Annotated in this window: 21 protein-coding genes, 1 pseudogene and 1 riboswitch; of the genes and pseudogenes, 10 read left to right on the top strand and 12 right to left on the bottom strand. The window is 59.7% G+C overall.

Features of this window, described 5'->3' with window-relative positions:
• Positions 1-22 precede the first annotated feature (22 nt).
• Entirely contained in the window at positions 23-1,009 is a 987-nt protein-coding gene (locus tag ACNAZS_RS08075; protein WP_415788006.1) for a Bug family tripartite tricarboxylate transporter substrate binding protein, read from the top strand.
• 91 nt (positions 1,010-1,100) lie between these two features.
• On the opposite strand, the gene ACNAZS_RS08070 is transcribed toward ACNAZS_RS08075, so the two are convergent.
• The gene (locus ACNAZS_RS08070) at positions 1,101-2,018 is read right to left on the bottom strand and encodes a LysR family transcriptional regulator (RefSeq protein WP_415788004.1); all 918 of its coding nucleotides are present in this window, start codon (positions 2,016-2,018) and stop codon (positions 1,101-1,103) included.
• Positions 2,019-2,272: 254 nt separating this feature from the next.
• On the opposite strand from ACNAZS_RS08070, the gene ACNAZS_RS08065 reads away from it, so the two are divergent.
• From ACNAZS_RS08065 to ACNAZS_RS08055, 3 genes are read left to right on the top strand one after another with little or no spacing between them, the layout of a single operon-like run.
• Positions 2,273-3,133: a heme/hemin ABC transporter substrate-binding protein gene (locus ACNAZS_RS08065; protein ID WP_415788002.1), complete on the top strand. Its 861-nt coding sequence runs from the start codon at positions 2,273-2,275 to the stop codon at positions 3,131-3,133.
• A gap of 40 nt (positions 3,134-3,173) precedes the next feature.
• Complete coding sequence (locus ACNAZS_RS08060; protein WP_415788868.1) at positions 3,174-4,145, top strand: FecCD family ABC transporter permease; 972 nt, start codon at positions 3,174-3,176, stop codon at positions 4,143-4,145.
• Positions 4,145-4,933 (top strand): heme ABC transporter ATP-binding protein, encoded by a 789-nt coding sequence (locus tag ACNAZS_RS08055; RefSeq protein ID WP_415788000.1) that lies wholly within the window; start codon positions 4,145-4,147, stop codon positions 4,931-4,933. Before ACNAZS_RS08060 ends, ACNAZS_RS08055 begins: the two co-directional genes overlap by 1 nt.
• Positions 4,934-4,993: 60 nt before the next feature.
• Here the strand turns inward: ACNAZS_RS08055 and rodA are convergent, their stop codons facing one another.
• The 5 genes from rodA to ACNAZS_RS08030 all read right to left on the bottom strand — a co-directional run bounded on the left by rodA (position 4,994) and on the right by ACNAZS_RS08030 (position 10,882).
• Positions 4,994-6,130: a rod shape-determining protein RodA gene (gene rodA, locus ACNAZS_RS08050; protein ID WP_415787998.1), complete on the bottom strand. Its 1,137-nt coding sequence runs from the start codon at positions 6,128-6,130 to the stop codon at positions 4,994-4,996.
• The gene (mrdA, locus tag ACNAZS_RS08045) at positions 6,127-8,310 is read right to left on the bottom strand and encodes a penicillin-binding protein 2 (RefSeq protein ID WP_415787996.1); all 2,184 of its coding nucleotides are present in this window, start codon (positions 8,308-8,310) and stop codon (positions 6,127-6,129) included. Before mrdA ends, rodA begins: the two co-directional genes overlap by 4 nt.
• Positions 8,311-8,334: 24 nt before the next feature.
• Entirely contained in the window at positions 8,335-8,901 is a 567-nt protein-coding gene (gene mreD, locus ACNAZS_RS08040) for a rod shape-determining protein MreD (RefSeq protein WP_415787994.1), read from the bottom strand.
• Positions 8,888-9,772: a rod shape-determining protein MreC gene (gene mreC / locus ACNAZS_RS08035; RefSeq protein WP_415787992.1), complete on the bottom strand. Its 885-nt coding sequence runs from the start codon at positions 9,770-9,772 to the stop codon at positions 8,888-8,890. The genes mreD and mreC overlap by 14 nt, the downstream gene beginning before the upstream one ends.
• Positions 9,773-9,838: 66 nt before the next feature.
• Positions 9,839-10,882: a rod shape-determining protein gene (locus ACNAZS_RS08030; protein ID WP_415787990.1), complete on the bottom strand. Its 1,044-nt coding sequence runs from the start codon at positions 10,880-10,882 to the stop codon at positions 9,839-9,841.
• Between the two features lie 230 nt (positions 10,883-11,112).
• Here ACNAZS_RS08030 and gatC point away from each other — a divergent pair, with 230 nt between their 5' ends.
• The 3 genes from gatC to gatB are packed head-to-tail and all read left to right on the top strand — an operon-like array spanning position 11,113 to position 14,420.
• Positions 11,113-11,421, top strand: a complete 309-nt coding sequence (gene gatC / locus ACNAZS_RS08025; RefSeq protein ID WP_415787988.1) for an Asp-tRNA(Asn)/Glu-tRNA(Gln) amidotransferase subunit GatC — start codon at positions 11,113-11,115, stop codon at positions 11,419-11,421.
• Positions 11,422-11,424: 3 nt separating this feature from the next.
• Positions 11,425-12,966, top strand: a complete 1,542-nt coding sequence (gene gatA / locus ACNAZS_RS08020; protein ID WP_415787986.1) for an Asp-tRNA(Asn)/Glu-tRNA(Gln) amidotransferase subunit GatA — start codon at positions 11,425-11,427, stop codon at positions 12,964-12,966.
• A complete protein-coding gene (gene gatB, locus ACNAZS_RS08015) occupies positions 12,963-14,420 on the top strand; it encodes an Asp-tRNA(Asn)/Glu-tRNA(Gln) amidotransferase subunit GatB (RefSeq protein ID WP_415787983.1) in 1,458 nt (485 codons plus the stop codon). Before gatA ends, gatB begins: the two co-directional genes overlap by 4 nt.
• Before the next feature lie 103 nt (positions 14,421-14,523).
• On the opposite strand, the gene pyrE is transcribed toward gatB, so the two are convergent.
• A complete protein-coding gene (gene pyrE, locus ACNAZS_RS08010; RefSeq protein WP_415787981.1) occupies positions 14,524-15,192 on the bottom strand; it encodes an orotate phosphoribosyltransferase in 669 nt (222 codons plus the stop codon).
• Positions 15,193-15,311: 119 nt separating this feature from the next.
• On the opposite strand from pyrE, the gene ACNAZS_RS08005 reads away from it, so the two are divergent.
• Both ACNAZS_RS08005 and gdhA read left to right on the top strand, forming a co-directional pair.
• Entirely contained in the window at positions 15,312-16,100 is a 789-nt protein-coding gene (locus ACNAZS_RS08005) for an exodeoxyribonuclease III (protein ID WP_415787979.1), read from the top strand.
• A 437-nt stretch (positions 16,101-16,537) separates the two neighbouring features.
• On the top strand, positions 16,538-17,881 hold the full coding sequence (gene gdhA, locus ACNAZS_RS08000; protein WP_415787977.1) for an NADP-specific glutamate dehydrogenase: 1,344 nt from the start codon (positions 16,538-16,540) through the stop codon (positions 17,879-17,881).
• A 79-nt stretch (positions 17,882-17,960) separates the two neighbouring features.
• On the opposite strand, the gene ACNAZS_RS07995 is transcribed toward gdhA, so the two are convergent.
• From ACNAZS_RS07995 to metX, 4 genes are all read right to left on the bottom strand, one after another.
• Complete coding sequence (locus ACNAZS_RS07995; RefSeq protein ID WP_415787975.1) at positions 17,961-18,599, bottom strand: trimeric intracellular cation channel family protein; 639 nt, start codon at positions 18,597-18,599, stop codon at positions 17,961-17,963.
• A gap of 111 nt (positions 18,600-18,710) precedes the next feature.
• A complete protein-coding gene (locus ACNAZS_RS07990; RefSeq protein WP_415787973.1) occupies positions 18,711-19,973 on the bottom strand; it encodes a muropeptide transporter in 1,263 nt (420 codons plus the stop codon).
• A gap of 60 nt (positions 19,974-20,033) precedes the next feature.
• Positions 20,034-20,651: a methionine biosynthesis protein MetW gene (gene metW, locus ACNAZS_RS07985; RefSeq protein WP_415787971.1), complete on the bottom strand. Its 618-nt coding sequence runs from the start codon at positions 20,649-20,651 to the stop codon at positions 20,034-20,036.
• On the bottom strand, positions 20,648-21,898 hold the full coding sequence (metX, locus tag ACNAZS_RS07980) for a homoserine O-succinyltransferase MetX (RefSeq protein ID WP_415787969.1): 1,251 nt from the start codon (positions 21,896-21,898) through the stop codon (positions 20,648-20,650). The genes metW and metX overlap by 4 nt, the downstream gene beginning before the upstream one ends.
• A riboswitch (SAM riboswitch) is annotated at positions 21,888-21,967 on the bottom strand. It overlaps the preceding gene by 11 nt.
• A gap of 348 nt (positions 21,968-22,315) precedes the next feature.
• Here metX and ACNAZS_RS07975 point away from each other — a divergent pair.
• Positions 22,316-22,543: pseudogene (locus ACNAZS_RS07975) on the top strand (LuxR C-terminal-related transcriptional regulator); the annotation flags it as partial.
• Here ACNAZS_RS07975 and ACNAZS_RS07970 read toward each other — a convergent pair.
• Complete coding sequence (locus tag ACNAZS_RS07970) at positions 22,521-23,063, bottom strand: hypothetical protein (protein ID WP_415787967.1); 543 nt, start codon at positions 23,061-23,063, stop codon at positions 22,521-22,523. The pseudogene ACNAZS_RS07975 and the gene ACNAZS_RS07970 sit on opposite strands and share 23 nt — an antisense overlap.
• Positions 23,064-23,068 lie beyond the last annotated feature (5 nt).

Here is a 23,068-nt window from a genome sequence, read left to right as displayed (position 1 = left end):
ATCGACAAAACGAGGAGACATCATGAAACCTGCAAAGCATGCCTTGCGTGGCGCGCTGGCGGGCGCGCTCTGCGCCCTGGGCTTTACCGCAGCAACGCCCGCGGCGGCGCAAATGTATCCGACACGACCCGTCAACCTGGTCGTCCCCTTTCCTGCGGGCGGCACGACTGATGCGCTCGCCCGCGCGCTGGGCCAAGAACTGGCGAAAAGCCTGGGCCAACCCGTAGTCGTGGAAAACAAACCCGGCGCCGGCGCGACATTGGGCGCCGATTATGTGGCCAAGGCGACCCCGGACGGCTATACCTTGCTGATGGGCGCGGTCCATCACACCATCGCCACTAGCGTGTACCGCAACCTGCAATACGACTTTCAGAAAGACTTTGCACCGGTCACCACCGTCGCGTTAGTTCCGAACATCCTGGTCGTCAACCCCAAGGTCCCCGCGCAAAACGTAGAGGAATTACTGGTCTTGGCTCGCAAAACACCCGGCAAGATGACATTTGGCTCCAATGGCGTCGGTACGGGACAGCATCTGATCGGCGCACAGTTTCAGAAGGCCGGTGACGTTACCCTGCTGCACGTGCCGTACAAGGGCAGCGGGCCATTGACGACCGACCTGCTGGGAGGCCAGATCGATATGTCGTTTGACACGATCACGCCTGTGCTGCCACACGTCAAATCTGGCAAGCTGCGTGCGCTGGCGGTCACCACCGATCAGCGTTCGGCCGCGCTGCCCGACGTACCTACCCTGGCCGAGGCCGGATTAAAGGGCTTCAATATGGGCACATGGTTTGGAGTGCTGGCGCCCGCAGGGACACCGCCCGACGTCGTCGCGCGCCTGAACACCGAAATGGTCAAAGTCATTAAATCACCGGCATTCGGCAAACGTATGGCGGAAATTGGCGCGGTACCCATTGGCGATAGCAGCGCAGAGATGGCGCAACAAATCAAAATGGACACGGAAAACTACGCCAAGCTGGTCAAAGAAGCCAACGTCTCGGTCAATTGATCATCCTTACGCTGCGCCGCTCGCCCAACGAAGGAGAGTGGCGCAAACGCCTGTCAATCTAGCGCACGCCTCACCAACGGGGACGATCGCACTACCACGAGGCACCCTTGCCGCCTTTGCGTCGATCCTGAAAATAATCGACCAGAAAATCAATAAATACCCGCACCTTGGCCGACAGATGATGGCGTTCTGGAAACACGGCGTGAATATCGGCGGGCGGTAGGGCGTAATCTTGCAGCAGCAACGCTAAACGCCCCGCGCGTAGATGACGCGCCAAATCCCACTCGGCACGCTGCAATATACCCAAGCCGGCCAACCCCCACGTCAGAGTGACCTCGCCGTCATTGCTACTCAACGCACCACGCACTTTTATCGTTTCACTATAGGCCCCTTTGGTAAACCGCCATAAGCCATAGGTTTCGTCATTTTGGCGCAGCACGATGCACTGATGACGGATCAGATCTTGCGGCACCAAAGGGTGCCCATGCTTTTTCAGATAATCCGGCGACGCGCACACGAGACGCCGATTAGGAGCAATGGGACGTGCAATCAGACGGGTATCCGGAATATCCCCAAAGCGGATCGCGACATCAAACGCATCTTTGACAAAATCACCCGGTGCATCCGTCAGCTGCAATTGCACATCGACCTCGGGATAGCGTCGTGCAAACAAGACAATGGCGGGCGCAATATAACTGCGCCCGAATCCCAAGGGCGCATTCACCTTCAATAGCCCCCGCGGTTGCGTCTGGCTACTGGCGATCAACTGATCGAGATGGTCGATGTCGTGCAGGATACGCCGGGCGTTTTCCAGGTAGAGCTCGCCCTCGGCCGTTGGACTGAGGCGGCGCGTATTGCGATTGAGCAAGCGTACGCCCAGGCGATCTTCGATCTGCGCGAGCCTTTTACTGACCGCGGCGGTCGTCACACCCATCTCGCGCGCCGCGGCAGACAGACTGCCGGCGCGCACCAATTCGACCAATAGTTGCAGTTCTTGGGACTGGCCCATCGGCGTTACGACCCCGTGCAAAAGATGAGAATCATAGTAGCTCAATGCACCCATATCACCTGTCACTGAAGCCAACGGGACGTCACGGCTACTCCGTGTCCGGTAGACTGATACTCCGAAGCTGGTCGGCGTGCGCGCGTTTCATTAACCTATCAATACTGAACCGCAAATCACCCAGTGGTGGCCCTGGCAGCGATACTGGGGATCGGGAATCCGTCGCGCGATAACATCGAGGTTCTATCAAGGATAGCAACATGGCAGCAAGCCTAGTCAAGACGATCGCCGCACTCACCGCAGCCTGGATCGCAGGCCTCGCCCAGGCCGCGAACGAAGCCCCCGCTCACGCTCAACGTGTTGTGACGTTGGGTGGCACGGTAACCGAGATCGTCTATGCTCTGGATCAAGGAGATCGACTCGTCGGAGACGACGTGTCCAGCCTCTACCCCGAGGCAGCCACCAAATTGCCACGCGTGGGGTATTACCGTGCCGTACCGGTCGAGGGTGTGCTGGCTCTCGACCCGGACTTGATCCTGGCCTCTGAACAATCCGGCCCCCCCGCCGCCTTGGCGCGTCTGAAAGACATCGGCGTCCCGGTGGAGATTATCTCGGACAAGCCCAGCGTGGAATCGCTTAACAAGCGCATCCGGCAGATCGGCAACGCACTCGGCGTGCCTGAGCGCAGCGAGCAACTAATCAAATCGGTCGATGCGGCATTACGCGAGGTCCAAGGACTACCCGAATCTCATTTACGCGCCGTACTACTGATGAACCGGACGGGGACCCCTCAAGGTGCAGGTAGCGACACCGCCGCCTCGCTCGTTCTGGAACTCTCTGGCTTGATCAATGTACTCGCCGATCAAAAGGGCTACAAACCCGTGTCGGCAGAGGCCCTCAGTGCATTGGCCCCCCAAGTCATTGTTGTACCTCGCATGGCGCTGGAGGCTAATGGCGGCATGGAAAAGTTGCGTGCGATGCCGGGCGTCGCTCTGACGCCCGCGGCAACTAACCATTGCATCGTCGTGCTGGATGATCTACTGGCGCTGGGTACCGGACCGCGGCTGCCTCAGGCTATCCGTACGCTGAAGGAGATGCCTTGTGTCGCTCGCCAAGGCTAGCCGCCTGGGACATCCTGTCAGGCGTGTTACCCCCTCCGTCATACTGATCGGACTGGGTGGCGCAGCGTTGGTCGTCGCGCTGCTTGCCGCCCTGAGCGGCGCAGTCGACATTCCCTTCACTGACGCGTTGCGCCTGCTCGCGACAGGCGCATCACAGCCCGACGATACGCTGTGGCGCAATGTGTTGTGGGATATCCGCCTGCCACGTGTCTTGCTCGCCGTGGTGGCGGGCTCGGCGCTGGCCATTGCGGGCGCCGCGATGCAAGCGTTGTTTCGCAACCCGCTTGCCGAGCCGGGCTTGGTAGGTATTTCAGCGGGGGGTGCGCTGGGCGCCGTTGCCGCCATCGTGCTCACAACGGGCGGTTTTATCGTCACCGCGCCTGCCGCATTTGTGGGCAGCTTATTAACCACCGCGGCGGCGTATGTGGTCGGACGGCGCGTACCAGGCGTCGCCGGTCTATTGCTTGCTGGCATCGCTATCAACACCGTCGCAGGCAGCCTGATCGGGTTACTGACCTATATGGCTTCCGACACGCAATTGCGCGACCTGACGTTCTGGAGCATGGGTAGCCTGGCGGGAGCCAGTTGGCTGCTATTGGCTTTTCTTGCACCATGGACGCTGCTGTGGTCCTTCTGGCTGATGCGACAATGGCGCGCGATGAATGCCTTGCTGCTTGGCGAACGCGAGGCGCAGCATTTGGGCTTTGCCCTGGTGACGGTCCGCTACAAACTCGTGGTGGCGACCGCCCTGATCGTGGGCCCACTCGTGGCCGCGACCGGCGGAATTGGTTTTGTAGGCCTGGTCGTGCCTCATCTGGTTCGCATGACCTTGGGCGCCGACCATCGTTGGCTACTACCGGCATCGATGCTGACAGGTGCGCTGGCGTTGACCCTGGCGGATTGGCTAGCACGTATTGTGGTGATTCCTGCGGAATTACCGATCGGCTTAGTCACGAGTTTGGTGGGTGGGCCCTTTTTCCTGTGGTTGCTGGCACGGGGGCGTCGATTCTGATGAGCCTGCGTACAATAGACCTGAGCCTCTCACGTAGCAAGAACCGTATCCTTTCCGGGGTATCGCTCAACATCGAGCCTGGTCGCGTGATGGGCCTATTGGGCGCCAACGGCGCGGGTAAATCAACACTGCTCGCGGCGCTGGCCGGAGAACTATCTCCCGACACCGGCGGTATCGAACTGGACGGCAAGCCCCTCACCCGCCTGCCGTTACGTCGGCAGGCCCGACAGCGTGCCGTCCTGCCACAAAAGCCGTCGCTCAGTTTTGATCTGAGTGTGCACGAAGTCGTGGGCATGGGCACTTATCCCTTTCCCGAACTCGATCCTGTCGAGGTCGACGAATTGATCGAAGCAGCCCTCGCGCTGGCCGGTGTGCCGCATCTGGTCCAACGGCGTTATCCGGACCTATCGGGTGGCGAACAGCAAAGAGTGCAGTTTGCACGCGTCCTGGCGCAATGCCAGGCACAACGTGATCCAATGCTCTCTCGCTATCTGCTGCTGGACGAGCCGATTGCCAGCCTGGACCCCAAACATCAAATCGAATTGCTGCGGACCACGGCCGACCTGGCCCATCAGCACGGGTATGGCGTCTTGATCATTGTGCACGACATCAATTTGGCGGCACGGTGGTGCGATCAGTTAATTATGCTGGGCGAGGGCACGGTCGTCGCCGATGGTGTGCCGCAAGAAGTTTTGACCCAGGACAATCTACGTACCGTATATGGCATCGAAACAGACATCCTCCCCCACCCGACTCTGCCTGGGCGTTTACTGGTGCTGGCCGGCTAACGGAAGTGCAAACTGAAACGAAAAGGGAGTTGCGGATGGCCAACCATAGCGTAGCGACCGCTAGGTCTGCTCATTACGATAGCGAGAGATACTCATCAGTATCCCGCACGCTATCCCCATCGTCAGTAACGCGGTCCCACCGTAGCTCATAAACGGCAATGGCACGCCCACAACGGGCAGAATGCCCGTCACCATACCGACGTTCACAAAGACATAAATAAACACCATCATCGTCAGTGCACCGGCCATCAGACGTCCAAACTGCGTGGTCGCGCGCACGGCGATGGTCAGGCCCCGCGCGATCAGCAAGATATATAGAACCAGCATGGCGACCCCGCCGTACAAGCCAAACTCTTCTGCATAGACAGCAAAAATAAAGTCAGTGGTGCGCTCGGGGATAAAATCCAGGTGGGTCTGTGTGCCCTGCATATAGCCCTTGCCATACAGGCCTCCAGATCCGACAGCGATCATGGATTGAATCGTATGAAAGCCTTTGCCCAAGGGGTCCGAACTGGGATTGAGCAAAGTGCAGACACGCTGTTTTTGGTACTCGTGCAGGACGACCCAGTCGACGTCGGGCTCGCACAAGATGTCTTCGTAATAAATCAGCGTGCTGATACTGAATATGCTGACGATAGCCAGCGGTGCCAGGAGCTTGAACGACAAGCCGGCAAAGTAAATCGCGCAAAAGCCTGCGCCAAACACCAATAATGCCGTACCCAGATCGGGTTGCAACACGATCAGTCCAAACGGCGCGGCCAGCATGCAAGCGGCAACCAGAAAGTCACGAAAACGCACATCGCCCTCGTGTTGCTGAAAGTACCAAGCCAGCATCAGCGGGACCGAGATTTTCATCATCTCGGAGGGCTGAATGCGCGTGAAACCCAAATCCAGCCAACGCGTCGCACCTTTACTGGTTTCGCCAAAAAACTCCACGCCCAGCAACAAAACCACGCCAAGAATGTAAAACGGCAACGCCAGGCGCATGAGCTTGGGAGGCGATATGAGCGCCGTGAGCCACATGGCGAAGAACGCAATCAGGAAGTTTCGCGACTGGTCGGCATAGCGCCAATCGGTGCTGCCGACGGCCGAATGCATGACCGTTAGTCCCAACGCAGCGAACATTGCCAGGATGATCAATAACGGCCAGTCAAAGGCCAGGAATACGTGAGCTAGCAGAGCACCCAGACGCTTCATGGCTTGACTCTCTTTTCGGATGCTTTAAACAGGTCATCCAGATCGGACAATGCCGGGCCGGTAGACGGACGTCGCGTTGCCGTCGGCGCTTGCGGAGCTGGGGTCGCCTTGGGTACTGGCCGCGGCCGCGGCGGCGCAGGCGGCTTATCGGAGCCTGGAACCCATCGGAACTCGGGTTCGGTCTCAGTCACGCCCTCGCTGCCGGTTACGACGGCACCATCAGGCACCGATGCAGAGTCTGCCTCTGGCGTCGCGCCGGTGCCGGCCTCAGGCGCAGATTCGGACAACGGTGCGACGCCGGATGGCAACACGACCCGTGAACCCACCGGGGGCGTAGCGGGCCTGGATAACCAATAATCAAATACGGTACGGGCCACAGGCGCTGCCACACTCGCCCCCCAGCCGGCGTTTTCTACCAGCAAGGCAACCGCAATGCGCGGTTTGTCCGCCGGCGCGAATCCCATGAACAAGGCATGATCGCGCAATCGCTCATCCAGCTCGCTGGCCTTGTATTTTGATCCTCGCAGACTGAACACTTGGGCGGTGCCGGTCTTGCCTGCCGCCTGATAGGCTGCGCCTGCAAACGCACGCCGCGCCGTCCCCGAGCGCACCACGCCCACCATCGCATTCTTGATGACGTCGACGTTCTCTTGTTTTAACGGAATGAGATAGTCCGGCGTTGAGGGGGTGGGCGTGGCAACGCCAGTACGCGTATCGCGCGTGGCGTGTACCAGGTGAGGCCTGCGATAGGCCCCGCTATTGGCCAAGGTCGAGGTCGCCTGCGCCAACTGCAGCAAGGTGAACGAGTTATACCCCTGTCCCACGGCGACGGAAATCGTCTCGCCCGCATACCATTGCTGCTGCTTGCGATCTTTGTAGGCTTTGCGCTTCCATTCTATGGACGGCAAGATACCGGCACGTTCGCCGTCGAGATCGATACCGGTTATTTGGCCAAAGCCGAACTGTTTGGAAAAATCATGCAATCGGTCAACGCCGATCTCTGGGCCCAACGAATAAAAATAAGTATCAGATGACACCACGATCGCGCGGTGCATATCCGTCATGCCATAGGCAGCGCCGCCGGCATTCCTGAAGCGCTGGCCACCGAACTCATAATAACCAGGATCGGAGATGCGCTGTTTCGCACTGCGCACGCCCAATTCCAATGCCGCCAGCGCGACAAAAGGCTTATAGGTCGAACCAATCGGGTACGTGCCGTACAGAGGACGATTGATCAAGGGATGGTCGGGCGACTCGTTCAGCAAGCGCCAGTTTTCGACGTCGATACCGTCAATGAATAAATTGGGGTCGAACGAGGGCTTTGAAACAAAGGCCAGAACCTCTCCGGTGTCAGGGTCAATCGCCACCAAGGCGCCACGCTGATCTCCAAACGCCTCTTCGGCCACACGCTGCAGTCCCAGGTCAATGGACAGCATGATGTCCACACCCGGCACGGGATCCCTGCGATGCAACGTACGGACAGGACGACCACTGGCATTGACCTCGACCTCTTCGATCCCGGTCTGGCCGTGCAATTGTTCTTCCCAGCTTTTCTCGATGCCCTTCTTGCCAATGACATCGGTGCCACGGTAATTACCCAACTGGCCTGCTGCCTCCAGTGCCTCGACGTCGTTCTCGGAAATCCGGCCGATAAACCCCACGACATGGCCAGCGGTCGCCCCCTGGGGATACTCGCGCACCCAACGCGCGCGCAACTCGACCCCAGGGAACTCATACGCATGCGCCGCGAACCAAGACGCCTCGGTATCGTTCAAGTTATTGCGCAAGATCAAGCTGGCATAACGGCCGGACTCGAGCACACGTCGCTTGAAACGGCGTTGGTCACCCGGACTGACATACACAATCGGAGTCAGGCGTTCGAGCATCGCGTTGATGTCACCGGCGTGGCCAGGCACGACTTCAAGCGTATAGGTACGGTAATTGCGCGCCATAACCACGCCATTGCGATCCAGGATCTCGCCCCGCCTCGGTGCAATGGGAACCACAGCGATGCGATTACGATCGGCACGCTCGGACAAGCCCTCGTAGCGGTCTACCTGTAAATACCAGAATCGTCCCACCAACACAAAGAAGCAGGCCAGCGCAAACAAGCCGCCCACCCAGGCACGCAAGGCAAAGCGCTGCTTTTGCTGTTGACCGGTTTTTTTGAATTCAAACATGGCGGGCCGCTATCAAACCCGGCCCTAGACCGATGAGGACTCGACGTCGTCAGCCCCTCCCTGCGGCAGATGCAGAACCCACCCCAGTAGCGGCCAAATGACTGTCATGAGCAAAACACTCAGGACCCAGGCCCAACCCGACCACCTGCCGGCCAACCAGGCCAAGACCAGTTGTTGTGCCAGCTGTGCCAAAAAAAACACGGGCAGCATGTGAATAGCCTGGCTCAAGAGGTCAAAGTGCCGCAAGCGACGATGCAGCGCAACCGCGCCATACGCCACCAATGTGTACGACAAAGCATGCGCCCCCAGCACCGTAACGTCGTGCACATCCATCAACACGCCAAAGCAAAACGCCGCCACCAGCCCCATGCGACGGGGCTCATTCACGCACCAGAAGGCCAGTACCAACACCAAAATGTCGGGTGCGCCTTCCCAGACGCGCCAGGGCAGCAAGGACAGCAGCCACGCCACCAGCACTGTGCTCCAGACGAAATAGATATTGGCCGGACGCGTCAAGCGTTCGGGCTGCACGTTGCGAGGGGTGCCCAGGCGACGCGCGGGCTGCTGGATTGATGAATCATTTCGGGCCATCAGACTCAGCCTCTTGTAGTTCAGATTCTGCGCGCGCGACATCAACCTGCAGCACTAGGAAATGACGATGACGTTCGGGGTGAGCCAGCGGCTCGCAAATCGCCCGGGCAAATCCCGATGCCGTGTCCCGCTCGACCTTGAGCACCTTGGCCACCGGCAAACCCGCGGGAAATAGCCCCCCCACGCCGCTAGTCACAACAGTGTCGCCCTCCTGGATATCTGCGTTGGCCGCCAGGAAGCGGACTTCGATGCGACCCGGGGAGTTTGATCCAAAGGCAATCAAACGCAAACCATTGCGCAAGACCTGCACGGGCACGGAAACGCGTTCGTCGGTGACGAGGGCAGCCTCTGCCGCCTGCGGTGTCACACGAACAATCTGGCCGACCACACCGCCTTCGTCAATGACCGGCATACCCGGTGCCAAGCCCGACCGACTGCCCTTGTTAAAGACCAGTCGCTGCTGGAAACTGTTGGCGGGTTCGTACATCACCTCGACCACCACGGCAGCTTGGTCGACCGTATCGGTGACACCCAGCAAACGGCGCAATTGCGCGTTTTCGGCGGCCAACTGAGCGGCATGCGTCGTGACCTGCGAGAGTTCGATACGCTGGCGCTGTAGCGCCTCGTTTTCGTTACGATTGTGGTTGGCCGCGTCGATCCACTCGTTGACTTGTCGAGTCAGATCGCGCGGCGCCATGACCGTGCGTTGAAACGGATACAAGCCGACCGAGAGGGTCCGCCGCAAGGGCTCGAGCAGATGAAACTGCGAATCGAGGATCAACAACGCCAGCGACAAAGCGACCATGACGGCCAACCGGATTTCGACCGGTGGGCCGCGCCTGAACAGCGGTGGAGACCCTTGTCGTTGCATGAATATCCAGCTTGGCGTCAGCCCCTGCAGCCACTACGCCGGGTGGCGCCCGCTGGCGGCACGGGCTTATTCGTTAATGAAAATAGCACCCAGCTTTTCGAGATGCTCGAGTGCTTCACCACAACCACGAACCACGCAGGTCAGCGGATCCTCGGCGACCACCACAGGCAAACCGGTTTCCTCTTGGAGCAGACGATCGAGATCACGCAGCAGCGCGCCACCGCCGGTCAGGGCAATGCCCTTGTCGGTAATGTCGGCCCCCAGTTCGGGCGGGGTTTGCTCCAGGGCGATTTTGACGGCTGAGACGATCTGGTTCAGAGGATCGGTCAGCGACTCCAGAATCTCGTTCGATGACACCGTAAAACTGCGCGGCACACCTTCGGCCAGGTTACGGCCCTTGACTTCGATTTCGCGGACTTCGGAACCCGGAAAGGCGGACCCGATTTCCTTCTTGATGTATTCGGCCGTGGGCTCGCCAATCAGCATGCCGTAGTTGCGACGGATATACGTGACGATAGCCTCATCGAACTTGTCGCCGCCGACGCGCACCGAGCCCTTGTACACCATGCCGCCCAGCGAGATCACAGCGACCTCGGTCGTGCCACCGCCAATATCCACCACCATCGAGCCGCTGGCGTCCGAGACAGCCAGGCCTGCCCCGATGGCGGCAGCCATGGGTTCTTCGATGAGATAGACGTGCGAAGCGCCTGCCCCGAGGGCAGATTCGCGAATGGCACGGCGCTCGACCTGGGTCGAGCCGCAGGGCACGCACACGATAATGCGCGGACTGGGCGCCAGCATGTTGCGCGGGTGAACCATGCGGATGAACTGCTTGAGCATCTGCTCGGTCACCGTGAAGTCGGCGATCACGCCGTCTTTCATGGGCCGGATGGCTTCGATGTTGCCGGGAACCCGCCCAAGCATTTGCTTGGCCTCGTGGCCAACGGCCTGGATGATTTTTTTGCCATGGGGGCCGCCTTCGTGGCGGATGGCTACGACCGAAGGCTCATCGAGCACGATGCCCTTGCCCCGGACGTAAATCAGCGTATTGGCGGTACCGAGGTCAATCGCCATATCGCTAGAAAAGTAACTGCGCAGGAATCCGAACATGGGGGCTCAGCGAGATTCAGAAATAGTGCCGGTCTGCAGTAAACGGACCGTATACACAGGCCCGCCGCATCTCTGCAGCGTGAAACGATGAATGATAACTTATAATTTCTTCGAAAATAGCGCAAAAGTGCTGACAGTTGATGGTTTGTCACAGGGATAGACACGGTGTAATCCCATCCCCTCCTCTGGCACGGCAACCTGCCCCCTTGGATTTTTCTTAGTTTCCCCACATGGCGCTCAACGAACAAGATGTAACCCGCATTGCCCGGCTGGCCAGAATTGAACTGACGCCGGACCAGCGCGACCGCGCGCAGGACGAACTCAATGGCATCCTCCACCTGATCGAACGGCTGCAAGCCGCTGATACACAAGGGGTCGAGCCGCTGGCCCACCCCCTGTCGGCCCACCAGGACATCTCGCTGCGCCTACGTCCGGACGTGGTGACCGAAACCCCCTCCGAGGCTCGCCGCGCCGAGTTGCTGGCCAATGCCCCGGACGCCCGTGACGGCTTGTTCCTGGTTCCCAAGGTCATCGAATAAACCATGACGACTCCTGCCCTTCATACCCAATTCGGTGGTATTGCCGAACTGCGCATCGCCCTGGCCCAACGCCAGGTCAGCGCCCGCGAGCTAGCCCAGAGCGCGTTGGCTGCCGCCCAGGCCGCCAGCGACCTGAACGCCTTTCTGCACATCGACGAGACCCTCACCCTGGCGCAAGCTGATGCCGCCGATGCCGCCTTGGCAGCCGGTACCGCCGGCCCTCTGGCGGGCGTGCCCATCGCCCACAAAGACGCCTTTGTCACCCGCGACTGGCACACCACCGCCGGCAGCAAGATGCTAAAGGGCTATACCAGCCCCTTCGACGCGACCGTGGTGCAGCGCCTGCAGGCCGCGGGCGCCGTGTCGATCGGCAAACTCAATTGTGATGAGTTCGCCATGGGCTCGGCCAACGAAAACTCGGCCTACGGCCCGGTACGCAACCCCTGGGATACCCAAGCCGTCCCCGGCGGCTCGTCGGGTGGTTCGGCGGCCGCGGTAGCGGCCCGCCTGGTCGCGGCCACCACCGGCACCGATACCGGCGGCTCGGTGCGCCAGCCCGCCGCCTTGTGTGGCGTCAGCGGCATCAAGCCGACCTATGGCACGGTATCGCGCTTTGGGATGGTGGCTTTTGGCTCCAGCCTGGATCAGGCCGGTCCCCTGGCCCCGAGCAGCCGCGACCTGCTCGAGTTGCTGGATCCGATGAGCGGGTTTGACCCGAATGATGCGACCAGTCTCGAAAGCTGCGATGGCACCCCTAACGCGCCTGGCCGCATCCGGGCCGCCTACGACGCCGCGCAGGCCAGCTATGACGCGGCCGGCAGCCAGCCCCTCAACGGGCTGCGCATCGGCGTACCCGAGGAGTATTTCGGCGCAGGCCTCGCTCCCGATGTTGCCGCCGCCGTCGAATCAGCACTGGCGCAGTTCGAGTCCCTGGGTGCGCGACGTGTATCCATCTCGCTGCCGCGTACCGAGTTGGCGATCCCGGCCTACTACGTTATTGCGCCTGCCGAAGCCTCGAGCAACTTGGCACGCTACGATGGCGTGCGCTACGGCCACCGCGCCCAGGAATACGGCGACCTGAATCAAATGATCGCCCGCTCCCGCGCCGAGGGCTTTGGCGATGAGGTCAAGCGCCGCATTCTGATCGGGACTTATGTTCTGTCTCATGGCTACTACGACGCGTATTACCTACAAGCCCAGCGTGTACGACGCCTGATTGCACAAGACTTCCAACGCGCTTACGCCGACCAGTGCGATGTCATCATGGGGCCGGTGTCGCCCACTGTGGCCAAAAACCTCGGCGACAATCGTGACGACCCCACGGCCGACTGGCTGGCTGACGTTTATACACTGGGCGTCAGCCTGGCAGGCCTACCGGCCATGTCTGTTCCCTGCGGTTTCGGCGAGACAGGCCGGCGTCCCGTTGGCCTGCAAATCATCGGCAACTATTTCGACGAAGGCCGCCTGTTGGCCATCGCCGACCGTTATCAACAAGTCACCGACTGGCACCGTCGCGTGCCCGGCCAGCAAGGCACTGAGCAATGAACTGGGAAATCGTCATCGGCCTGGAAACGCATACGCAGCTTTCCACCGACGCCAAGATATTTTCGGGCAGCAGCACGCGCTTTGGCGCCGCCCCCAACACGCAGGCCAATGTCGTCGACCTGGCCCTGCCGGGTAGCTTGCCCGTGATGAACATCGGCGCCACCGAGCGTGCCATCCGTTTCGGGCTGGCCGTCGGTGGCACCGTTGCCCCCCGCTCGGTATTCGCTCGCAAAAACTACTTCTACCCCGATTTGCCCAAGGGCTACCAAATCAGTCAGTACGAACTGCCGATCGTGCTGGGTGGGACGATTTCGTTTTTTGTCAACCAAGAGGAAAAAACCGTCAATCTGACGCGTGCCCACCTCGAAGAAGACGCCGGCAAATCACAGCACGACGACTTCACGCTGTCCAACGGCAAACCGGCCAGTGGAATCGATCTGAACCGCGCTGGCACTCCGTTGCTGGAAATCGTAACCGAGCCCGAAATGCGCTCGGCCGCCGAAGCCGTCGCGTACGCACGGGCATTGCACAGCCTGGTCGTCTGGCTAGGCATTTGTGACGGCAATATGCAAGAAGGCTCCTTCCGCTGCGACGCCAACGTCTCCGTACGCCCTGTCGGTCAAGCCGAATTCGGTACCCGCACCGAAGTCAAAAACGTCAACTCGTTCCGCTTTCTGGAGCGCGCCATCTTGTTCGAAGCGCGCCGCCAGATCGAACTGATCGAGGACGGCGGCACCGTCGTGCAGGAAACCCGCCTGTACGATGCCGACCGCGATGAAACGCGCAGCATGCGCAGCAAAGAAGACGCCCACGACTATCGCTATTTCCCAGATCCCGATCTGCCCACGCTGGTCATTTCGCCCGACTGGGTGGAGCAGGTGCGTGCCCAGATGCCCGAGCTGCCCGCGACTCTGCGTGTGCGCTTCGAGCGCGACTACGGACTGTCCGCCTACGATGCCGCCCAGTTGTCCGCCAGCCGTGGCCTGGCCGCGTACTTTGAAGCTGTCGCGCAGGCCCTGCCGGCAGACCAGACCAAGCAAGCGGCCAACTGGATCATGGGCGAGGTCTCCGCCACGCTGAACCGCGAAGAAAAAGACATTGCGGATGTCCCGGTGCAAGCACCCGCCCTGGCGGCGCTGATCGGTCGCATCATTGATGGCACGATCTCCAACAAGATCGCGCGCGATGTGTTTTCAGCCATGTGGGCCGGTGAACAAGGCGGTCAGCCCGACGCCATCATTGAAGCTCGTGGACTGAAACAAATCAGCGATACAGGCGCGATTGGCGCGATGATCGACGAGGTCCTGAATGCCAACCCGGCTATCGTGGCCGAATACCGCGCAGGCAAACAGAAGGCTTTCAACTCTTTGGTCGGCCAAATCATGAAAGCCGCCAAGGGCAAAGCCAACCCGCAGCAAGTCAACGAGCTATTAAAGCAAAAGCTGGATAGTTAAATACCCAACACACAGCCTGAACGCCTGCGGCAACGCTCGCAATAATGCAACAGGGTCAGCAAACGCTGACCCTGTTGCATTTTCGAAAAGGCAAATCAGCGCGTCACGCGATGCCGTATTTCGCCCGATACGCCAGTACCGCATCACGGTGGTTCGCGAACTGGTCGTCGTCCTGCAGCAGCGTCAAAATATCCGCCAGCGACGCAATGCTGATCACGGGGATACCGTAGGTATTGGCGACCTCTTGCACCGCGGAGTGCGGCGATAGCGCGTCATCGGGGCCAGCGCGCTCCTGGCGATCCAGGGCGATCAGCACCGCGGCCGGCTCGGCGCCCGTGGCACGAATGATCTCGACCGACTCGCGCACTGAGGTGCCCGCCGTAATGACGTCGTCAATAATGACCACTTTACCGTGCAGCGGAGCACCGACCAGCGTGCCGCCCTCGCCATGGTCTTTAGCCTCTTTGCGATTAAAGGCAAACGGGATATCACGCCCCTGCATATCGGAGTGTCCCGCCAGCGCCACCGATGTGGCCGTCGCCAGTGGAATGCCTTTGTAAGCCGGCCCGAACAGCATGTCAAAAGCCACACCGGAATTCAGCAACGCCTGTGCATAAAACTGCGCCAATCGGCCCACCGAGGCCCCGCTATTAAACAAGCCCGCATTAAAAAAATAGGGGCTGATTCGGCCAGACTTGACCTTGAAACTGCCAAAGCGCAACACGCTCTCGTCTAGAGCAAAACGGACAAAATCGGTGGAGATGGCAGCCATGGGCGGGGGGATTCCGATGAATAACAAGACGGGACGCATTTTAGCTGGCTTCGTTCCAGTGCTGGTAAAGTCGCCCCTTAGGGCCAACATTTGTCGATCGCCATACAGGAGTTCTCGCCGTGCTGCGCATTACCTCGCTCAATCTGAATGGCATCCGGGCAGCCTTTCGCAAAGGCTTGCAACCCTGGATGCAGACCCACAACGCCGATGTACTATGCCTGCAAGAAATCAAGATTGCCGACACGGACCTGACCGACGACATGCGGCATCCCCCCGGCTATACCGGCCATTTCCACCACGCCGTCAAGAAGGGTTACAGCGGGGTGGGCATATATCTGCGTAATGCCGCGGAGCGTGTGAATATTGGCCTGGATTGCGAAGAGTTCGATGCAGAAGGCCGTATCATTCGCGCCGATTGGAAAAATCTGTCCGTCATCAGCGCGTATCTGCCCTCGGGCTCTAGCGGCGACGAACGCCAGCAGGCCAAATATCGTTTCCTGGACACCTTTGGTCCATGGATGGACGAGCTGATGCAAGAGCACAAAAAAACCGGCCGCGAATTTGTGATCTGCGGTGACTGGAACATTGCGCACAAAGAAATCGACCTCAAAAACTGGAAAGGAAACTTGAAAAACTCCGGCTTTCTACCGGAAGAGCGTGCCTGGCTCAGCGAGGTCTTTGATCGGCGCGGATTTATCGATGTCTTTCGCCAACTGGATGATCGTCCTGACCAATACACATGGTGGAGCAACCGTGGCCAAGCCTGGGCCAAGAACGTGGGGTGGCGTATCGATTATCAGATCGCCACGCCCGGCATCGCCGCGCGCGCGCGCAGCGTTGCCATCTACAAAGACGAGCGCTTCAGCGATCACGCGCCGCTTACCATCGACTACGACACCACACTATAAATCACGGCTCAGATGGTCAAAGCCACGCCATCTGAGCAAAATAATAAATGGGGACATATAAATCCCAAAACGGGTTGCATTATCTTTTTTGAAGAGTGATCGGCCGCATGACTTCATAGTGCTTGCCTGACCGATTATGGCCCTTTTATTACCGCAATAAATAGGGACGCATTATTCTCAGAGGAGAACACGGCCTTTCCTTTGGGTAACACCTCAATCACCCAGAACCTGAACGGTTAGTCTTTTTGTTGCGTCCCCAATATAGGCTCGGCGTAACGTCAATATCCATGCGGGTTTCGGGCTGGATATTTTTTGCAACCCCATCCAGATCGACCTACAATTGCGCACCGAGTCAGTGCCATTCCGCACTGTTTTGGATCTAATTGCACCACATCCGGGCGCCCATGCACCGGTTTGCGGCACCCCAGGAGACCCCGTTGAAATTGCAAAGTCTTGACGACTTTTTGCGTCAGGTCGCTGTGCGCGACCCGCAACAGCCCGAATTTATGCAAGCCGTGCACGAAGTCATGGCCAGCTTGTGGCCGTTCCTCGCGCAGCACCCCCATTACGCCGAACAAGCGCTGCTTGAGCGCTTGGTAGAACCCGAGCGCGTGATTCAATTCCGCGTTTGCTGGACGGACGACCAGGGTAAGGCGCACGTCAATCGCGCATTCCGTGTACAGCACAGCTCGGCAATCGGCCCTTACAAGGGCGGTATGCGCTTTCATCCGTCGGTCAATCTGTCGGTGTTGAAATTCCTGGGTTTCGAGCAAACGTTGAAAAACGCCTTGACCACCTTGCCAATGGGCGGCGGTAAAGGCGGATCGGATTTCGACCCCAAGGGTAAATCCGACGCCGAGGTCATGCGCTTCTGCCAGGCGCTCATGCTCGAATTGCACCGTCATTTAGGCCCCGATACGGACGTACCCGCTGGTGACATGGGCGTTGGCGCACGCGAAGTCGGCTTCATGGCCGGCATGATGAAAAAACTGTCGAACTCGGCGGCCAGCGTCTTCACCGGCAAAGGGCTGACCTTTGGCGGTAGCCTGATTCGTCCCGAGGCCACCGGCTACGGCACCGTTTATTTTGCCGAGGAAATGCTCAAGCGTACCGGCTTGTCGTTTGACGGCCTGCGCGTTTCGGTGTCGGGCTCCGGCAACGTTGCTCAGTACGCGATCGAAAAAGCCATGATCCTGGGCGCACGCGTGGTCACCGTCTCTGACTCCGAAGGCACCGTCGTCGACGAAGCCGGCTTTACCCACGAGAAACTGGCCGCGTTGATGCATCTGAAAAATGACCTGCGCGGCCGCCTGGCCGAATACGCCGGCCAATTCAAGCTGACCTATCTGGCCGGCAAACGCCCCTGGCATATCCCGGTAGACATCGCGCTGCCCTGCGCCACGCAAAACGAACTGGAGCTCGAAGACGCCCGCACGTTGATCGCCAATGGCGTCAAGTGCGTCGCAGAAGGCGCCAACATGCCTGCTACGCTGGATGCCGCCAAGGCCTTCATCGAAGCCGGCGTGCTATACGCGCCAGGCAAGGCGAGTAACGCCGGTGGCGTTGCGGTATCGGGCCTGGAGATGAGCCAAAACGCCATCCGCCTGCCATGGACACGCGACGAAGTCGACCAACGTTTGCACGCCATCATGCGTGACATCCACGAAAACTGCGTTCGCCACGGCCAAGGTCGCGGCACGTCCGTCAACTATCTGGATGGCGCCAACATTGCGGGCTTCGTCAAGGTCGCCGACGCGATGCGCCAGCAGGGCCTATATTAAGCCCGCTTGACCCCGCAGGGATCAACGGTCCGGCCAATACGCCGGGCCGTTTTTTGTGCTGCGCGCGGCGCAATATCCCTCAGTGCCAGTCATCCCGGTACACAAAGCGCGGCATTTGCCAATTAAACCGCAAGGCCAGCAGACGGAAAGCCAGTCCCACCGCGAGCGCCACAGGCACCACAACGTTGCCAGACCAGTCCAGCGTCTGCAAACCGACATACAGTGCCCCTGTTACGATCGACACACTCGCATAGAGCTCTTTGCGAAACAACAGCGGCACGTCGTTACACAGCACATCTCGCAGGACGCCCCCCGCGCACCCGGTAATCATGCCGCTGATCAATACCACGCTGACCGACATTTCCATATGCTGTGCCACCTGGCAGCCAATGACCGTAAAAGCCACCAGCCCCACCGCATCCAGCCAGAGAAACAGGCGACGCAACCGTCGCATCCACGGGGCCATAAAAGCGGTCAATAGCGCCGCGCCGGCTGTCATCCCCAAGTATTCGGGATGCGCGACCCAAGTCAGGGGATAGTGTCCCAGCAGCACGTCTCGCAACGACCCACCGCCCAGCGCCGTCACGCACGCAATGATACAGACGCCCATCCAGTCCATATCGCGACGGCCCGCCGCGAGCGCCGCCGTCATCGCCTCGGCCACAATAGCGATCAGATACAGCGTATGCAGCAATAACGTAGACGTCTCAGCAGACATAACCACCTCACAAACACCGCCACACCAAGCGGTGCGAGAACCCTTCGGTCCATCCATCAGATAGACCCAGGACACAACCGCGAAACGGTCGATCTAAAACCGCTGGACCGATCATGCCCGTGGCTCCAGGGCCTCGATCGTTCGGCGCTGGTTCCACAGCAGTAACAACCCAGGCACGGCAATCGCCACCGTCAACAAGAAGAATCCCGGCCAATCCAGCCACCGCACTAACGGTGGCGTAAACGGCCCCGCCAGATAGATCCGCCCCACCGCCGACAGCGCCGACAGCAAGGCAAACTGCGTCGCCGAAAATCGTTGCTGGCACAAGCCCATCAACAAGGCGACAAACGACGCGGTACCCAGGCCGCCGCACAAGTTCTCGACACCGACGGCGGTCCCCATCAGCCAAATGCTTTTAGGGCTGACCGAGATCACCCAATATCCCAGATTGGAAATTGCCTGCAAAATACCAAACGCCATCAAGGAACGATATAGCCCCCAGCGCGTCATCAACGAACCACCCGCCAGCGCCCCGACAATCGTGGCGACCAATCCCAGCACCTTGTTCACCGTCCCGACCTCGGTGGGGTCAAACCCCGCTCCACGAATCAGAAAAGTCGTCGAGAGCGCGCCCGCAAACGCGTCCCCGAGCTTGTACAACACGATCAATGCCAGCACCGTCCACGCGCCGCGCCGGCTGAAAAACTCGCGAAAGGGTTCAACAACGGCCAGGCTCAGCGTCCGCGGGGCAGTGGCAGGCTGTTCGGGTTCGGGCGCCCAGAACGTCGCTGCCGAACAAAGCAGCATCAGCCCTCCCATCAAAACGTACATGCCCCCCCAGCCCAACCACTGATCGGCCAAAATCAAGGCCAGGCCGCCTGACACCACCATTGCTAGCCGGTACCCCAGTACTTTTAGCGCAACCCCTGCCCCCCGCTCATCCCGATGCAACACGTCCGTGCTATAGGCATCAAAGACGATGTCCTGCGTAGCAGAGAAAAACGCCACCATTACGGCCAACAGCGCCAAAGGCAGCAAAGCGGATCCAGGCGACAGCAGTCCCATCGCCATGATGCTTGCGGCCAGCAACAACTGTGTCAACAGCATCCAGCCACGCCGGCGTCCCAACCAGGGAGGCACGTAGCGATCCAGCAGCGGCGCCCACAAGAATTTCAGCGTATATGCCGAGCCGACTAGCGTCAGAAAGCCGATTTCTTCCAGGGATACTTGTTCGACCGTGGCCCACGCCTGCAACGTGCCACCCGTTAGTGCGATCGGCAAGCCGCTGGCAAAACCCAACACCAGCAACGGGGCGACCCGGCGACCGAAATAGACGTGCGAGGCAGCAGTAATAGGGGATCTCCTGACAACCATGGCGCAGCGAGCGCCAAACATCCCGCATATTAACCAATGGTCGTGCGACCGCCAGCCAGATCAGGCCGACGCGTAGCGATAGACGGCGAGTGTGCTGCGCCAACCGGGCAGTACCTTGATCTCGCGCCCTTCGTGAAACGTGGCGCGCTCCAGAATACGCAAATTCAGATCTGCCGCCAGGATCTCAAAATCGCGCAGCGTACACAGGTGGATATTGGGCGTGTTGTACCACTGGTAAGGCATCTGCCCCGTCACTGGCATGCGCCCGCGCAAAATCGACCAACCATGCGGCCAATAGCCGAAATTGGGAAAAGACACGATGCCATAGCGTGCCACTCGCGCCATTTCGCGCAAGATATGCTCGGTACGATGCATCGACTGCAGCGTCTGCGACAGCACCACGGTATCGAACTGCTTGTCGTCAAACAGCGCCAGACCATCCTCGAGGTTCAATTGCAGGACCTCGACGCCACGCTGAACGCACGCGATCACATGCTGATCATCGATCTCGACGCCTGCGCCATGCACCTGCTGCTCATCGCGCAAGTATGCCAGCAAGGCGCCATCGCCACAGCCCAGATCCAATACCCGGCTACCCGGCTCGATCCAGCTGGCAATACGAATCAAATCGGGACGCACATGCCCTGTCCGCCCAGGCTTAGCCAACACCGCACTCATTCAGACTCTCCTGCGACGAGGGCCTCTAGTCCCAACTCTCGTGCGATGCGTTCGTAGTAACCCCGCACGACCGCGTGATAGCGCGAGTCGTCCAGCAAAAACGCGTCATGCCCGTGCGGCGCATCAATTTCCGCATAGGTCACCGGGCTGCTGTTCTTGAGCAACGCGCGCACGATTTCTCGCGAACGCTCAGGCGGGAAGCGCCAATCGGTCGTAAACGATACCAGTAGGAAATCCGCCTTGGCCGGCGCCAACGCGCGCGCCAAATCGCCGCCCGTATTACGCGCGGGATCAAAATAATCCAGCGCGCGTGTAATCAGCAGATAGGTATTCGCGTCGAAATAACGCGTGAATTTTTCACCCTGATAACGCAAATATGACTCGACCTCGAACTCCACGTCGTAGCCATAGCGATAGGCGCCACCCTCGGCCGGTTCACGCTGAGTACGGCCGAATTTCTCAGCCATATCGTCATCGGACAGGTACGTAATATGGCCAATCATGCGCGCGACCGACAACCCGCGGCGGGGTACCGTTTGCTGCGCGTAATAATCACCCCCATGAAAATCCGGGTCCGTAATAATGGAGCGCCGGGCCACTTCGTTAAACCCGATATTCTGCGCGGACAAACGCGGCGTGCTGGCCACGACCACGCAATGCGCCACACGCTCGGGGCAGGTAATCGCCCAGCTCAACGCCTGCATACCGCCCAGCGACCCCCCCATGACGGCGGCAAATCGCTGGATCCCGAAATGATCCGCCAGGCGTGCCTGAGCATGCACCCAATCTTCGACCGTCAAGACGGGAAACGCGGCCCCCCAAGGCAGGCCCGTCTCCGGATTAATACTGGCCGGCCCCGTAGACCCGAAACACGAGCCGAGGTTATTGACCCCGATGACAAAATAGATATCGGTATCGAGCGGTTTGCCGGGCCCCACCATGTTGTCCCACCAGCCAATATCTTTGGGATCATTGTGAGCAACGCCCGCCACGTGATGCGAGGCGTTCAAGGCATGACACACCAGCACGGCATTTGTGCGCTGTGCATTCAGCGTGCCATAGGTTTCCACAGCCAACTCATAGGACTGTAGCGACTGCCCACTGGCCAACGGCAGCGGTTCGTCAAAGCGGATGAACTGAGGGGTCACGACCCCCACCGAACCGGGCGCAACGAGCGCGGGCGCGGCAGGCGAGTGGACGATATCGGGGGCAAACCCCGCGGCGGAATGCAAGGCAGGAGCGGTCATACGGACCTCTTTAGCTGGATTTATAGAGGCGCCCGCAAGCGGATCAGGCAAATCGGCGCCGGTTTGAGGAGGAGATTTTAACACTCCCGAGAATTCATACCTGGATCCTATCCCCCAGCGCGGCCCGCGATACCTGCCCTTGATACCCATAGGCCGCCGTAGTCACCCGCGACACCGGCCGTGCCACCCTCCGGGGAACCTGCAAGCGTAGCCACTAGCGTTGACGCGTCTTTCCCCTTGAAAAAGGGGCCGATAAACCAGCATCAGTTCAACGACCTGGATGTGTCCGCCTCAGATACGTCCGATAACAACCGCCGCGCCCGCAGTTCGCGACAAGCTCCATGGATTGCAGGGAAAATCTCCGCTCTCTCACTCGTAGTCCGCCATCCCTTCCGGGGATTCTCCGTCACATATCTTATGCAAGAAACACCTCTTTCCAACCGCGAGATCGTCTGCCTGCATTGGTCATCGTGGGGAAAAACCAGTTGGGAAACCGGCACCATCCTGGGTATCAGCGAGCGCACCGTCAACTTCCACATCGGTAATGCCTGCACCAAACTCGGTGTCCGCGGCCGACGCGCCGCCGTCGCCATGGCGCTCAGACTCGAGCTGTTGCTAATCATTACCGATGCAGTTTTACCGAACGCACGAACTCCTGCGCGCGCTCCAACGGCAAATCCTGATCCGTGCCCGCCGCCACCGCATCAATCAACATGGTGTCTGTCACCCATACCCGTGCCATCAGCCAGCCCGACTGGTCTCCCATGCGGCCCCGCGCCACGATCTCATCGCCAAAATCCGGCAAAGACGGCGGCGCCTGTGCTCCCAGATTGACATACAGCGATCGCATCACCGCCTGCCCCAGCGCCTCTCGCGCCACGGGGTCCCGCGCGATCTCCTCGGGCAAGGGCGCACTCCCTATGGCAAACATCGCCTTGTCGACCTGCGCCGATGTCAACGTAAAAGACAACGTCTCGCCGTTCAGGGTTATCGTACGGGTCTCCGTCTGTACTCGCGCCGGAAATGCCACTGTGGCATGACCATCGGCCACCATCATTTCGCGCCAGTTGTAACTGGGTGAACATGCCGCCAACAGCCCCACGGCACACAACATCTGTAGCAAGCGCACACGCGGCAAACACAAACGAAACAGCCGGAAAATCATAACGT

This window comes from Bordetella tumulicola (assembly GCF_965138755.1).
GTDB lineage: Bacteria > Pseudomonadota > Gammaproteobacteria > Burkholderiales > Burkholderiaceae_B > Bordetella_A > Bordetella_A tumulicola.
Note: the sequence above shows the minus strand (reverse complement) of the source record. Positions and strands in the feature narration are given on the sequence as shown.